12 protein-coding genes and 1 pseudogene are annotated in these 13,838 nt (G+C 70.3%); 7 read left to right on the top strand and 6 right to left on the bottom strand.

Annotation, left to right across the window (positions count from 1 at the left end; translation table 11 throughout):
- Positions 1-33: 33 nt before the first annotated feature.
- The 4 genes and pseudogenes from dnaJ to AB0O34_RS11670 all read left to right on the top strand — a co-directional run bounded on the left by dnaJ (position 34) and on the right by AB0O34_RS11670 (position 5,032).
- Positions 34-1,221, top strand: coding sequence for a molecular chaperone DnaJ (gene dnaJ, locus AB0O34_RS11685; RefSeq protein ID WP_363915289.1), 1,188 nt, complete (start codon positions 34-36; stop codon positions 1,219-1,221).
- A gap of 20 nt (positions 1,222-1,241) precedes the next feature.
- Positions 1,242-1,529 (top strand): annotated as a pseudogene (locus AB0O34_RS11680) (helix-turn-helix transcriptional regulator); the annotation flags it as partial.
- 187 nt (positions 1,530-1,716) lie between these two features.
- Positions 1,717-4,296 (top strand): ATP-dependent chaperone ClpB, encoded by a 2,580-nt coding sequence (gene clpB / locus AB0O34_RS11675; RefSeq protein ID WP_363915288.1) that lies wholly within the window; start codon positions 1,717-1,719, stop codon positions 4,294-4,296.
- Between the two features lie 97 nt (positions 4,297-4,393).
- On the top strand, positions 4,394-5,032 hold the full coding sequence (locus tag AB0O34_RS11670; RefSeq protein ID WP_363915287.1) for a hypothetical protein: 639 nt from the start codon (positions 4,394-4,396) through the stop codon (positions 5,030-5,032).
- A 136-nt stretch (positions 5,033-5,168) separates the two neighbouring features.
- Here AB0O34_RS11670 and AB0O34_RS11665 read toward each other — a convergent pair whose 3' ends face one another.
- Positions 5,169-5,702 carry a tetratricopeptide repeat protein gene (locus tag AB0O34_RS11665; protein ID WP_363915286.1) on the bottom strand — a complete coding sequence of 178 codons (534 nt, stop codon included), beginning with the start codon at positions 5,700-5,702 and terminating at the stop codon, positions 5,169-5,171.
- A 169-nt stretch (positions 5,703-5,871) separates the two neighbouring features.
- On the opposite strand from AB0O34_RS11665, the gene AB0O34_RS11660 reads away from it, so the two are divergent.
- The gene (locus AB0O34_RS11660; RefSeq protein WP_363915285.1) at positions 5,872-6,219 is read left to right on the top strand and encodes a hypothetical protein; all 348 of its coding nucleotides are present in this window, start codon (positions 5,872-5,874) and stop codon (positions 6,217-6,219) included.
- A gap of 8 nt (positions 6,220-6,227) precedes the next feature.
- Here AB0O34_RS11660 and AB0O34_RS11655 read toward each other — a convergent pair whose 3' ends face one another.
- The 5 genes from AB0O34_RS11655 to AB0O34_RS11635 all read right to left on the bottom strand — a co-directional run bounded on the left by AB0O34_RS11655 (position 6,228) and on the right by AB0O34_RS11635 (position 11,714).
- Positions 6,228-7,070 (bottom strand): alpha/beta hydrolase, encoded by an 843-nt coding sequence (locus tag AB0O34_RS11655; protein WP_363915284.1) that lies wholly within the window; start codon positions 7,068-7,070, stop codon positions 6,228-6,230.
- Between the two features lie 31 nt (positions 7,071-7,101).
- The gene (locus AB0O34_RS11650) at positions 7,102-7,968 is read right to left on the bottom strand and encodes an aminoglycoside phosphotransferase family protein (RefSeq protein ID WP_363915283.1); all 867 of its coding nucleotides are present in this window, start codon (positions 7,966-7,968) and stop codon (positions 7,102-7,104) included.
- Positions 7,969-7,982: 14 nt separating this feature from the next.
- A complete protein-coding gene (locus AB0O34_RS11645; protein WP_363915282.1) occupies positions 7,983-8,762 on the bottom strand; it encodes a TetR/AcrR family transcriptional regulator in 780 nt (259 codons plus the stop codon).
- A gap of 23 nt (positions 8,763-8,785) precedes the next feature.
- Positions 8,786-10,501 (bottom strand): SDR family oxidoreductase, encoded by a 1,716-nt coding sequence (locus tag AB0O34_RS11640; RefSeq protein ID WP_363915281.1) that lies wholly within the window; start codon positions 10,499-10,501, stop codon positions 8,786-8,788.
- 70 nt (positions 10,502-10,571) lie between these two features.
- Positions 10,572-11,714, bottom strand: coding sequence for a CapA family protein (locus AB0O34_RS11635; protein ID WP_363915280.1), 1,143 nt, complete (start codon positions 11,712-11,714; stop codon positions 10,572-10,574).
- Between the two features lie 116 nt (positions 11,715-11,830).
- Here AB0O34_RS11635 and AB0O34_RS11630 point away from each other — a divergent pair, with 116 nt between their 5' ends.
- Positions 11,831-12,256: a Fur family transcriptional regulator gene (locus tag AB0O34_RS11630; protein ID WP_363915279.1), complete on the top strand. Its 426-nt coding sequence runs from the start codon at positions 11,831-11,833 to the stop codon at positions 12,254-12,256.
- A gap of 76 nt (positions 12,257-12,332) precedes the next feature.
- The gene (locus AB0O34_RS11625; protein WP_363915278.1) at positions 12,333-13,781 is read left to right on the top strand and encodes a catalase; all 1,449 of its coding nucleotides are present in this window, start codon (positions 12,333-12,335) and stop codon (positions 13,779-13,781) included.
- Positions 13,782-13,838 lie beyond the last annotated feature (57 nt).

The raw sequence follows: 13,838 nt of genomic DNA, 5'->3' as shown, positions 1-13,838 counted from the left end.
GACTACCCCTTTGGCTCGCGAAGGAAGAGATAGATGAGCACCAAGGACTACCTGGAAAAGGACTATTACGCGGTCCTTGGTGTGTCGAAGACCGCCACCGCCGAAGAGATCAAGAAGGCGTACCGGAGACTGGCCAGGAAGTACCACCCGGACGCCAACCAGGGCAACACCGAGACCGAGGCCAAGTTCAAGCAGGTCTCGGAGGCCTATGACGTCCTGTCCGACACCAAGCGCCGCAAGGAGTACGACGAGGCGCGCGCGCTGTTCGGCTCTGGTCTCGGTGGGTACGCGGGGGGCGGCGCCCCCCGCGGCGGCGGTGGCGGTTTCCCGTTCGAGTTCGGCGACCTCTTCGGAGGCACGGCGCAGGGCGGAGGCACGGGCGAGCGCATCGGCGACCTGTTCGGCGGCCTGTTCAACCGTGGCGGGCGTCCCAGCTCCACCACCACGACCACCCGCCCGCGCCGCGGGCAGGACATCGAGTCCGAGGTCACCCTGTCCTTCACCGAGGCCGTCGACGGCACCACGGTGGCGCTCCGGCTGACCAGTTCCTCGGCCTGCGCCGCCTGTCACGGCACGGGAGCCAAGGCCGGCACGACCCCGAGGGTCTGCCCGACCTGTGAGGGCACCGGAGCGGCCAGCCGCAACCTCGGCAACTTCGCCTTCTCCGAGCCGTGTCGCGACTGCAAGGGCCGGGGACTGCTCGTCGACGATCCCTGCCCGGTGTGCGAGGGCAGCGGACGCGGCAAGAGCACCCGCACGCTCCAGGCGCGCATCCCCGCCGGGGTCGCCGACGGCCAGCGCATCCGGCTCAAGGCCAAGGGCGCGCCCGGAGAGAACGGCGGCCCCGCCGGCGACCTGTACGTCCAGATCCATGTGAAACCGCACACGATTTTCGGTCGCTCGGGTGACAACCTGACCATCACGGTGCCGGTCACCTTCACGGAGGCGGCTCTCGGCGCCGAGATCAGGGTGCCGATCCTGCAGGGCCTGCCGGTCACCCTCCGGATCCCCGAGGGCACGCCCAACGGCCGCACATTCCGCGTGCGGGGCCGGGGTGTCACCCGCAAGGACGGCACCAAGGGTGATCTGCTCGTCACCGTGGAGGTCGCGGTGCCCCAGCACCTCGACGACAAGGAACGATCCGCCCTGGAGGAGTTCCGGTCGGTCTCCGACTCGGCAGACCCCCGGGCCGACCTGCTCAAACAGGCCAGTAGCGAGTAGCCCGAAGGGAGGCGACGCCGATGGACGCCAACTACTTCGACCTGTCCGACGACACTCCCGTGTACGTCATCTCGGTCGCCGCCCAGCTCTCCGGGCTGCACCCGCAGACACTCCGGCAGTACGACCGCCTCGGCCTGGTGAGCCCGGGCCGTACGGCCGGCCGTGGCCGGCTCTACTCCACACGCGACATAGTCATGCTGCGCGAGGTCCAGCGGCTTTCCCAGGAGGAGGGCATCAACCTGGCGGGCATCAAGCGCATCCTCGCCCTCGAGACCGAGAACCTCCGCATGCGCGAGGAGATCAGCCGTCTCAGGGGCGAGATGACGATGATCCGAGCACTGATCCAGTACCAGCTTCCCCCCGCGTGAGGGCATCCACGCCGAGCCCCCGGGCGCGTCCCGCGCCGGGGTCTGCGGCGCACATATAGCGAAGCGGCGCGGCACCGCCGGCCCGGGGAGCGCCTGGCCGGCCGCCATGCGAGAAAGGCGAGCAACCGTGGACTACAAGCTGACGCGAAAGAGCCAGGACGCCCTGTCGGGAGCCGTGCGGCGCGCAGCCGCCGAGGGCCACCCCGAGGTCGCCCCGGCCCACCTGTTCACCAGCCTCCTCGCCCAGAACGACGGCACCGCCGTGCACCTGCTGGAGGCCGTCGGCGCCGACTGGAAGGGCCTGCGCACCGAGGCCGAGCAGCAGCTCGAACAGCTGCCGAAGGCCCAGGGCTCGACGGTCAGCGCGCCGTCCACCTCCCGCCAGCTGCTGGTCGCGCTCAACACCGCCGCCGCCCGTGCCAAGCAGCTGGAGGACGAGTACGTCTCCACCGAGCACCTGCTGGTCGGCCTCGCCACCGACGGCGGCCAGATCGCCCAGCTGCTCAAGGCGCAGGGCGCCACTCCCAGCGCCCTTCTGGACGCCTTCGAGAAGGTGCGCGGCCATGCCAGGGTCACCAGCGAGAGCCCGGAGGACACCTACCGCGCGCTGGAGAAGTACGGCGTCGACCTCACCGAGCAGGCGCGGGCCGGCAGGCTCGACCCGGTCATCGGCCGCGACAACGAGATCCGCCGCGTGATCCAGGTGCTGAGCCGCCGGACCAAGAACAACCCGGTGCTCATCGGCGAGCCGGGCGTCGGCAAGACCGCCGTGGTCGACGGTCTCGCCCAGCGCATCGTCGCGGGCGACGTCCCCGAGAGCCTGCGCGGCAAGCGCCTGGTCTCGCTCGACCTCGGCGCGATGGTCGCGGGCGCCAAGTTCCGCGGCGAGTTCGAGGAGCGGCTCAAGGCCGTGCTGAACGAGATCAAGGAGAGCGACGGCCAGGTCGTCACCTTCATCGACGAGCTGCACACGATGGTCGGCGCGGGCGCCGCCGAGGGCGCGATGGACGCCGGCAACATGCTCAAGCCCATGCTGGCCAGGGGCGAGCTGCGCATGATCGGCGCGACCACCCTCGACGAGTACCGCGAGCGCATCGAGAAGGACCCCGCGCTGGAGCGGCGCTTCCAGCAGATCTACGTGGGCGAGCCGACGGTCGAGGACACCATCGCGATCCTGCGCGGCCTCAAGGGGCGCTACGAGGCCCACCACAAGGTGCAGATCTCCGACAGCGCCCTGGTGGCCGCCGCCACCCTCTCCGACCGCTACATCACCGCGCGCTTCCTGCCCGACAAGGCGATCGACCTCGTCGACGAGGCCGCCAGCCGCCTCCGCATGGAGATCGACTCGCGTCCCGTGGAGATCGACGAGCTCCAGCGGGCCGTCGACCGGCTCAAGATGGAGGAGCTCGCCCTCACCAAGGAGACCGACGAGGCCAGCGTCCAGCGCCTGGAGAAGCTCCACAAGGAGCTCGGCGACCGCCAGGAGGACCTCGACGCCCTCGTGGTCCGCTGGCAGAAGGAGAAGGCCGGGCTCAACCGGGTGGGCGAGCTGAAGAAGCAGCTCGACGAGGCCCGGTCGGCGGCCGAGCGCTCCCAGCGCGACGGCGACTTCGAGGCGGCCTCCCGCCTGATGTACGGCGACGTTCCCCGCCTGGAGAAGGAGCTGGAGGAGGCGAGCGCCCAGGCCCAGCCCGAGGACCCCATGGTCAAGGAGGAGGTCGGCGCCGACGACATCGCCCAGGTGATCTCCGCGTGGACCGGCATCCCCGCAGGGCGCCTGCTTGAGGGCGAGACCGCCAAGCTGCTCCGCATGGAGGAGGAGCTGGGCCGCAGGCTCGTCGGCCAGCGCGAGGCCGTGCAGGCCGTCTCGGACGCCGTGCGGCGCGCGCGGGCGGGTGTGGCCGACCCCGACCGGCCGACCGGCTCGTTCCTGTTCCTCGGCCCCACGGGCGTCGGCAAGACCGAGCTGGCCAAGGCCCTCGCGGAGTTCCTGTTCGACGACGAGCGCGCCATGACGCGCATCGACATGAGCGAGTACGGCGAGAAGCACAGCGTGGCCCGCCTGGTCGGCGCCCCGCCCGGATACGTCGGCTACGAGGAGGGCGGCCAGCTCACCGAGGCGGTGCGGCGCCGGGCGTACACCGTGGTGCTCCTGGACGAGATCGAGAAGGCCCACCCCGAGGTGTTCGACATCCTGCTCCAGGTGCTCGACGACGGGCGGCTCACCGACGGGCAGGGCCGCACGGTCGACTTCCGCAACACGATCCTGATCCTCACCTCCAACATCGGCTCGCAGTACCTCGTCGATCCCATGCTCGACACTCCGGTCAAGCGCGACAAGGTACTGCAGGCGGTCAGGAGCTCGTTCAAGCCGGAGTTCCTGAACCGGCTCGACGACGTGATCCTCTTTGACGCGCTGGGCTCTGAGGAGCTGTCCCACATCGTCGAGCTGCAGGTGGCGAGGCTGGCGCGGCGGCTGTCCGACCGGCGGCTCACGCTGACCGTGACGCCCGCGGCGCGCGACTGGCTGGCGCTCACCGGCTACGACCCAATGTACGGCGCGCGGCCGCTCCGCCGGCTGGTGCAGTCGGCGATCGGCGACAAGCTCGCCAAGAGCCTGCTGGCGGGCGAGGTGCACGACGGAGACGAGGTCACCGTCGATCTGGACGACGCCGGGGACACCTTGACCGTGCGCGCCTCTCGGTAAGGAATTCACCAGCATTGGGTTAACGACCCGCCGACGGAGAGGCTCCCTGACTACTTTCAGTGCTCGTCAAAGCACTGGAAGCAGTCAGGGAGTCTTCATGCGTACGTCACTCAGTTTCCGGGGAGTCCTCGCGGTGGCCGCGGTCACGGCGGGCGCGAGCTGGCTAGGGATGGGCAGCGCGCTCGCCGCGACGCCCGCCGACAGCCGCCCGCTCACCTCGTCGTCGAAGGCGGACATCTCGCCGAACACGGTCAACGGGCTCAGGCTGCCGTCGCTGCACGTGGCCGGCCACGGCGGCTACGGCGACGGCGGCGACCTGCTCCTCGGCTTCGAGCAGATCGGGCAGTCGTCCGGCATGCCCACCCGCACGACCACGGTGGTCGGCCTGACCGATCTCCCCGCGATCGTGCGGAGCACCGGCCTCACCCGCGCCACGAGGGGGCAGTACCTCTACGACCTGACCCGCGGCAGGGACCTCTCGCATGTGCTCCGTGGCGAGGACCCGCCCGTGCCGGGCGACTCCGGCGAGCTGGACACGCCCGGGGTCATCCCCGCGCCGGCCCAGGACCCCACGCCGGCGATCGCCGTGCTCCCCATCGAGCCCCAGACCCCGGCCATCGTCGACCCGGCCATCGTGGACCCGGGCCTCGTGGCGCCGGGCAACGACGAGGGCACCGTCATCACCGCCGAGGTCCCCTCGCTCGGCACGTCACTCAGGGACCTCCGAGTCCGCTGACGAGCCCGCCCCAGGGGCGGCCACCAGCGCCGTACGGGCCGTGGCACTTGGGGGTCACGGCCCGTGCGGCCCCCTCACGTGGGGGCGCGGCCCAGCACCAGACGGCCCAGCACCAGACCTCTCAGCGCCAGAGGTCTCAGCAGGAGACGTCGAGGAGCGCGTCGATGTCGTCCTCCGGGAGACCGAGGTCGACCCGGATGCGGTAGCGCGTGCGCAGCAGCGCCTCACGCGTGCCGCCGCCCGTGCCGTCGCCCGCGAGGACGCCCTCGGTGGCCCACTCGTGCGCCCCGTTGAGGTCGCCGTAGGCCAGCAGGGTCTCGGCGACGTGCAGGGCGGTGCTGGGATCGACCCGCCCGTCCGCCTTGATCGAGTCGACCAGCTCCTGGGCCTCGGCTGGACGGTCGAGCTCGAACAGGGTGTCGGCGATGCCGGCCCGGGGATCCACGCTCACCTCACCCCCGTCGTCCAGCGCCCGCTGGAAGCATTCGAGAGCCCTCGCCGGCTGGCCCGCCTGCCGCCACTCCTCGGCGGCCAGCACCAGGATCGCGGCACGGGACACCTCGCCGGACGCGTAGCCGCGCGCCAGATCGTCGAGCCTCCCGGCGAGAGCCCCGTGATCGTCGTGCAGGAGCGCCTGTTCGAGCAGCCGATCAAGCTGCCCACGCGTCACATGTGCCACAAGACGAGATTACCGAGCGCCGCTCAACTATGCGCGGACAACAGCAGGCATTGCTCCGGTACTGATTCGCACATGATTGACTACTCTCCGCGTGTCGACCGAGACGAGTGGGCATATTAGTTGCGCCTGGAAGGCCACAAACGCCGTTCGAGGAGCTGCGATGGACATGTCCTGGCAGACGACCTTCGCCCTCGCCTGCGCCGCCGTGTTCGCCGCGATCGTCCCGGGAACCCTCGGATATACCAGCGCCCGGCTCGAAACCGCCGCCCAGCAGCGCCACGAGATGGTCCGGTTACACGCGGAGCTCCAGGCGGCCCGGCAGGTCGTCCAGCAGGTGTCCACGCCGTGCAAGCCGCAGGCCAGTGGCCGCTCCGGCGACACGCCGGCCACCGGCCCCTCCGGCGACCAGCCGGCCCTCGCCCCGGCTCACCCGCAGGCGAAGTCGGACAAACCCGCGGACGTGACGGCTCCGGACACGGAGCTCGATCCGGCGTGGGATCAGGAGTAGCGCGGGCGTCAGGGACATTCGCGGAGGACCTCGCGCAGCCGTACGGCGAACGCCTTCGGATGGGTCGTGGGCCCGTTGTGCCCGCCGGGGAACTCCGCCACGCCGGTTCCGAGGATGCGTGCCAGCTCCTGGACGCACTGGAAGTGGAAGAACTCCCGCGAGGACGTGAGCCCCGCCGCGGGCACGACGCGGACCTGTGAGTCCTTCAGCCCGGCGACGTCCGCGACGTCCACCTCGCAGCGGCGCACCGCGGGGATGTCGTACGAGAAGAAGAACTTCATGTTGGCGATGCGCTCCTTGGAGAGCGGCGGAGGCAGCTCGACATCGGGCTCCCTTCCTTCGGAGCCGGAGCCGGTGATCTCCGCCAGCTTCTTGAAGGCGGCGCCCCAGCCCTCGCCGCGGTAGGTCTCCTCAAGCTCGTCCAGGACGCGCTCCGTACCGGCCCGCGCGGGTTCGGGCAGGAGCCGGACCGCGGGAGGCTCGTGGGTGACCAGCGTGCCGATCTGGTGCGGGTGCCGTGCGGCGAGCGAGAGCCCGACGAGGCCGCCGAAGCTGGAGCCGAAGACGATCGCGGGCTCGGCGGTCAGCGCGGCCAGCAGGCGATGGACGTCGTCGGCGTGCGTCTCCATCGTCAACGGGCTCGCCGGATCGTCGGGCGTGCTCCGTGACAGCCCCCGGCGGTCGTAGGTCACCACCGTGTGGTCGGCGGCGAGCCGCGTGACCAGACCGCCCGTACGCCCGGCGTCGCCCTCCCCGCCCTGCGACACCAGCAGGAGCGGCCCGGTCCCCCGCACCTCGTAGTAGATATGGGCACCGGGCACGGCCAGCATGTCGCTCTTCATGACGCTCATCGGTTTCCTCCCCTGCGGGGAATACCCACCGTCAGCCGATCCTGCCCTCCCGCCACTGGTCGAGCGCCGCCGTCACCCGCGCGACCTCACCGGGGAACGCCCGCCCCTTCGCGAGCATCCACAACGCGCCCTGCAACCGCCGCGCCCGGAGGAACAGCCGAAGCCCCGGGTCGTCCGGGTCCGCGCCGTACGCCCGGAGTGCCTCCGGCCCGTCGAGCAGTCCCGTCTTCGCCAGGCACGCGAGGTCCCAGCCGACGGGGCCCGAACAGGTCTCCTCGAAGTCGATCCAGAGCGGTCCGCGAGCGGTGGCGAGGAGGTTCCCCGGGTGGGCGTCACCGTGGAGGGCCTGCGCGGGACCGGGCGCGCCCCGCAGTTCGGCGCCGAGCCGATCGCGGTCGTCGCGCAGCCCGGCGAGCGTCCCGGCGTCGGCGCCGGGCAGCGTGCCCAGGCGGTCGAGCAGGCAGGCCGTCTCATCCAGCGCCGGGCCGAGATAAGGCAGTTCACCGGGATACTCGCGAAGGACCTCGTGCAGTTCCGCCAGTGCCCGGCCCACGTCCGCGGGCTTGTATCGCCGGTCGGCGTCGTGCTCGGCGTAGGTCCAGAAGGACACCGCGTAGCCGTCGTGCTCGAAGGGCCCCGGCGGCAGCAGGTCGCTCACCGGGACGACCGGCACCCCGCGCTCGTACAGGAAGGAGACGACGGACACCTCGCGCGCCAGCGCCTCCGCGGGGCGGGGACGGCCGAGCTCCGTGACCGTGGGGACGCGCGCCACGATCGGCGCCGGACGTAGGTGGACCCGGATGCTGAACGAGTCCTTCAGGACCACCGGGTCGGTGACGCGCACCCCGTGGCGCGCGGCGACCGACACGGCGGCGGCAACGGCGACGGCGGAACTCACGCGAACATTGTGGCCTACCGGGCGCGATGTAGCCGGTCAGGCGGGACGGCCGGGTCGATGTGGGAGGCGGCGGACGCCTGGGGGTCCGCGGAGCTCTCCGAATGGTTTTCGGAGGTGAAGTGACCCTTGAGGCCCGACTGCGTGCGGCGGAGCTGGCTCGAGAGGTACTCGCGGATCAGCCGCTTGGCCTCGTCGACGAGAGGCGGCCATCCCATGGGGTCGCGGCGGAACGCCAGCGCGAGCACCGCGCCACCCGCCTCGACCGCCACGGTGAGGCTCAGGTCGAGCTCCTCGCTGTCGGCCATGCCGAACTCCTCGAGGATCAGGCCGCGCAGCCGCCCGGCGATGACGGTGTTGTTCTCCAAGACCGAGTCCAGCAGGTTGAGGTCGACGGCGTCGCCGAAGCGCAGCGAGCGGAAGCCTGGAACGGTCCTATGCATGTCGACGTACTCGCCGATGATGGCGTCGACGGCGTGCCACCAGCCGGGGTAGTCCTCGGTCATGAAGCGCGTGCCGACGCGGGCGATGAACAGGTCCACGTTGCGCTGGGTGAGCGCCTGGGTGATCGCCCGTTTGTCGGGGAAGAATTGGTACACGGAGCCGATCGCGACGTCGGCCCGCTCGGCTATGCGTGTGGTCGAGAGGGCCTCGTAGCCGATCTCGTCGAGCAACTCGGCGCACGCGTCGAGCATGCGCTCGACGCGCCGCGCACTGCGGCGCTGGGAGGGTTTGCGGCGCAACGGGGCCTGTTCGTCGTCGCAGTGGTGAGTGGGTGAGCCGGACACAGAGTTCATCTTGCCTCTTCCAGGTCCAGCGGTCAGTCCTTACCGGCCAGTCGTCCTATATCGGAAGCCGCAATTCTGGCGAATCCCCGCATCAACCCGGGGGACAGGCGTGACAGCGCGTACCCGATCCTGCCCTCCGCGTTCACCGGGACGACGGCCGTGTTGTGGTGGACGGCGCGCAGGATGTGCGCGGCGACCCGCTCCGGCGGGTACCCGCGCCGCTGGAGCGCCCGCTCGCTCAGCGACCGGTCTCCCCCTCGGTACGTCGCGTTGCTCGCGATCGCGGTGGAGATGAACCCCGGGCAGATCACGCTCACGCCGACGCCCTTGCCCGCCAGCTCGGCGCGCAGGCAGTCGCTGAGCATCTTCACGGCCGCCTTGGACGTCGAGTACGCGGGCAGCAGCCGCGACGGCGCGAAGGCGGCGAGCGAGGCGACGTTGACGATGTGCCCGCCCTCGCCGCGCTCGACCATCTGCCGCCCGAACAGGCGGCATCCGTGGATGACGCCCCAGAGGTTGACGTCGATGGTCCGCTCCCAGTCGGCGAGCTCGTGGTCCAGGAAGGGGCCGGTGACGGCGATGCCCGCGTTGTTGACCACGATGTCCGGGGTGCCGTGCCCGTCCCGCACGGCCTCGGCGAACCGTTCCATCTCCTCCGCGCGGGAGACGTCGACCTGATAGGCGTGGGCGGTTCCGTAGAGGCGTCCGATCTCGCCGGCCGTATGGCGGGCGGCGTCGAGGTCGAGGTCCGCGCAGATCACCTCGGCTCCCTTGGCCGCGAAGGCCCTGGCCGTGGCCCTGCCGATGCCGCTTCCCGCTCCGGTGACGACCACGAGCTTCTGGTCGTACGGTTTGCGCCCCCCGGTGACCCGCGCGCGCCGGAGCTCGCGCGAGGGCTCCGTGCCGTACTCGATGTGGCGGGCGAACTCGGCGATCATGCGGGCCACCGTCCCGGGACTGCTGCGCTGCGCCCAGTGCCCCGCGGGGATCGTACGGTGCCACATGCTGGGCACCCAGCGGTGCAGGGACGCCAGCAGGCGCGGTGAGACGAACACGTCCTTCTCGGCCTCGATGAGCTGCAGCGGGACCTCGACGTACGGCTCGGCCACGGCGTCACGTTCCGCGAACATGTTCGCCCGGTAGAGGTTGATCCCGTTCATCCCGTCCTGGACGAGCGTGTCGGCCGGGTGACCGTCGCGCGGCACGATGCCTTCCGACAGCCGCATGACGCGGGCGAGCGTCCGGGGCATCACCGTGCGCCAGGCCAGCTCGGGCGCCCACGGCGCCTGGAACGCCGCCATGTACCAGGACCTGAGCGCCTGCCCCGCGACCTCCCGCGTGCCCGCGTTCCTCATGAAGTCGGACCACTGGTCGAGGCCGGGACCGCCGAGGGACGTGAACGAGGCGAACCGCTGGGGGAACCGCCGCGCGGCCTCCCATCCCTGGATGGACCCCCAGTCGTGGCCCGCCAGGTGCACGGTGTCCTTGCCGATCGCGTCGAGCACGCGCGCGAGGTCGTCCACCAGGCGGCCGAGGGCGTAGTCGCGGCCGTCGCGCGGAGCCGAGGAGAGACCCGCTCCTCTCACGTCGTACCGGACGACGTGGAAGTCCGGCTCCAGCAGGCCTGCCACCTCGTCCCACACCCGGTGGGTGTCGGGGTAGCCGTGGACGAGCAACAGCGTGGGCTTCGCCGGGTCACCCTGCTCGTAGAGCGCCAGCCGTACGTCGCCCGCCTCGATGAACCGCATACGCCCCACTCCACACCCTGGAAAGCTATTGGACAATACGTCCAAACGTAGATTCAGGGGCGAGCGCGCCTCAGGCCTTCGAGCCCAGCCCCGCGCAGCTGCGCAGGGCCTTCCAGCTCGTCACGGCCTGCTGCTTGGCGGCGCCGGTCACAGGGACCGGGATGCCCCCGCTGATGCGCGCCGGAGTCCACTGGTCCTTGAGCACCTTCCTGCCGTTGATCGTCAACGTCAGCACGCCGGTCGCGCCGGTCTCGGGGCCGGAGTTGTAGAAGACGAAGTTGCCCATCCCGTAGTTGACGTAACGCCCCTGGAGGTACCCGCTGCCGAGCAGGATGTGGGCGTGACCGCCGACGATCACGTCGGCGCCCGCCGCGATCAGCTTGGGCGCGAGCGCGACCTGCGCGGGGTTCGGGCACTTCTGCAGCTCGGTACCCCAGTGGAGGTGGACGATCACGGTGTCGGAGGTTCTGCGCGCCTGCTTGACGGCCTGGATGAGCCGCGGCTCGTTCTTGGCGGAGGCGAGGCCTCCCTGGGTGTTGGTGGCCGTCCACGCCTGGATGAACTCGGAGTCCAGCACCTGGGTGGCGCCGATGATGGCGACCCGGTTGCCGTTGACGGTCCTGCGGAACGGCTTGTACGCCTCCGCGGCGTTCTTACCGATGCCGACGATCGGGAACTTCGACGCGCGGATCGCCGCGAGGGAGTCGCGCAGCCCGCTCTGCATGTAGTCCATGCCGTGGTTGTTGGCCATGGAGGCGACGTCGACCCCGGCCGCCTTGAGCGCGGTCAGCGCGGCAGGCGGCGCGCGGAAGGTGAACTGCTTGCCCGGTGCCGGAGTGCCGCCCGTGGTGATGGCGGTCTCCAGGTTGACCATGGCCAGGTCGGACCGCCGCAACACCGAGGAGATCGGGCCGAGGGCGGTGCGCGGGGCGGCGAGGCGGTTCCTGAGCAGGCCCTCGAAGTGCACGTCGCCGCCGAAGGAGATGGTGAACGGCTTGCGCTGCGGCTTGTCCTTGGCCCCCGCCGACGCGGACGCGGTCGAACCGGTCTCCTTGGCCCCGGGACCGGCGGACTCCGCGGCGGAGCAGGCGGCGGCCGGCACGGCGGCGAACGAGGCCGCCAGGGCGGCGGCGACCAGACGCCGGGCGCGTGCTCGGGCGAGGGGGATCTTCGACGGGCCGGGCAGGGCGGATGTGACGGGGTGACTTCTCATCGCTCCAAGAGCATGCCATCTTCCGCCCGTAGATGGACACCGCCACCCCAGAGCGATCGACATTCGCCAAACTGGGAGGATTCCTTTACTTGAATGATTCAGGTTTACCGCCTAAGGTGCAGGTCGTGGGTGATGTCGAACGACTTCGTGACGCCGGGCTACGGGTGACCGCGGCCCGAGTCGCGATCATGCACACCGTTCGAGAGGGTGACCACCTCGATGTGGAAGCCATCCATCGCGGTGTGCGCGACCGAGTCGGCCAGGTTTCCCTGCAGGCCATCTACGACGGGCTGCACGCTTTGCACCGAGCCGGGCTCCTTCACAAGATCGAGCCCATGGGCAGTCCGGCCCGCTACGAGGCACGGGTGGGCGACAACCACCATCACCTCGTCTGCCGCCGGTGCGGCACGGTGACCGACGTCGACTGCGCGACCGGGGAGGCTCCCTGCCTCGATCCCGTGGACGCCGCCGGCTTCCTCGTCGAAGAGGCCGACGTGATCTATTGGGGCACCTGCCCCGACTGCCGATCTCCGAGCGGTTGACCCCCTCACCCCAGCACTTCAACGGAGTTCAGGGCGCAAGCCGTACTCCATCAACGACGATCCGGAGGACCGCGCGATGACCGACCGGCCCATCACCACCACGGACGCGGGCATTCCCGCGCCGAGCGACGAGTTCTCGCTTTCCGTTGGACCCAACGGCCCCCTGCTGCTGCAGGACCACTACGTCATTCAGAAGATGGCCCAGTTCAACCGTGAACGGGTTCCCGAGCGTGTAGTGCATGCCAAGGGCGGCGGCGCCCACGGCGTGCTGCAGATCACCGAGGACATCAGCCAGTACACCAAGGCCAACCTGTTCCAGAAGGGCAAGGAGACCGACCTCTTCATCCGGTTCTCCTCGGTAGCGGGCGAGCTCGGCAGCCCCGACACCCAGCGCGACCCCCGCGGTTTCGCGATCAAGTTCTACACCGACGAGGGCAACTACGACATCGTCGGCAACAACACGCCGATCTTCTTCATCCGCGACCCCTCGAAGTTCTCGGACTTCATCCACAGCCAGAAGCGGCGCGCGGACACCAACCTGCGCGACCACAACATGCAGTGGGACTTCTGGACGCTGTCGCCCGAGTCGGCGCACCAGGTCACGTTCCTCATGACCGACCGCGGCACGCCGACCAGCTGGCGGCACATGCACGGCTTCGGCTCGCACACCTTCCTCTGGTACAACGCCGGCGGCGAGAAGTTCTGGGTGAAGTACCACTTCAAGACCGACCAGGGCGTGGAGAACTTCACCGACGCCGAGGCCGGCGCCGTGATCGCGCAGGACGCCGACCACCACATCCGCGACCTGCACACCGCGATCAGGAACGGCGACCACCCGTCCTGGACCGTCAACGTGCAGATCATGCCGTTCGAAGAGGCGGCGGACTACCGCTTCAACCCCTTCGACCTGACCAAGGTGTGGCCGCACGGCGACTACCCCGAGATCACGATCGGCAAGTTCACCCTCAACCGCAACCCGGAGAACTACTTCGCCGAGGTGGAGCAGGCCGCGTTCGAGCCGGCCAACCTCGTGCCGGGCATCGGCGCGTCCCCGGACAAGATGCTCCAGGGCCGCCTGTTCTCCTACCCCGACACCCACCGCTACCGCATCGGGGCGAACTACCTCCAGCTCCCGATCAACCAGCCCAAGTCGCCCGTCCACAGCTACAACAAGGACGGCGCGATGCGCTACAGCAACCCCGGCGACCCGGTGTACGCGCCCAACTCCGTGGGCGGCCCCGCGGCCGACCCGGCGTTCTTCGCGGGCGAGAACTACCAGGTGGCGGGCGAGATCATCCGTAGCGCCTACCAGAAGCACGCGGAGGACGACGACTTCGTCCAGCCGCGCGCCCTGTGGGAGAACGTCCTGTCCGACGTCGACCGCGCCCACCTGGTGAGCAACATCGTCGGCCACGCCTCCTCCCCGGAGGTCACCGGCGACATGAAGAAGCGCGTCGTCGAGTACTGGACCAACGTCCACAAGGACCTCGGCGACAGCGTCGCCAACGGCCTGGGCGTTCTCTGACCGGTCAGTCGAGCGGCGGGGGGGCCGGGGGGACCCCGCCCCGCCGGGCGGTGGGCC

Source organism: Sphaerisporangium sp. NPDC088356 (assembly GCF_040685555.1).
Classification (GTDB): Bacteria; Actinomycetota; Actinomycetes; order Streptosporangiales; family Streptosporangiaceae; genus Sphaerisporangium.
Note: the sequence above shows the minus strand (reverse complement) of the source record. Positions and strands in the feature narration are given on the sequence as shown.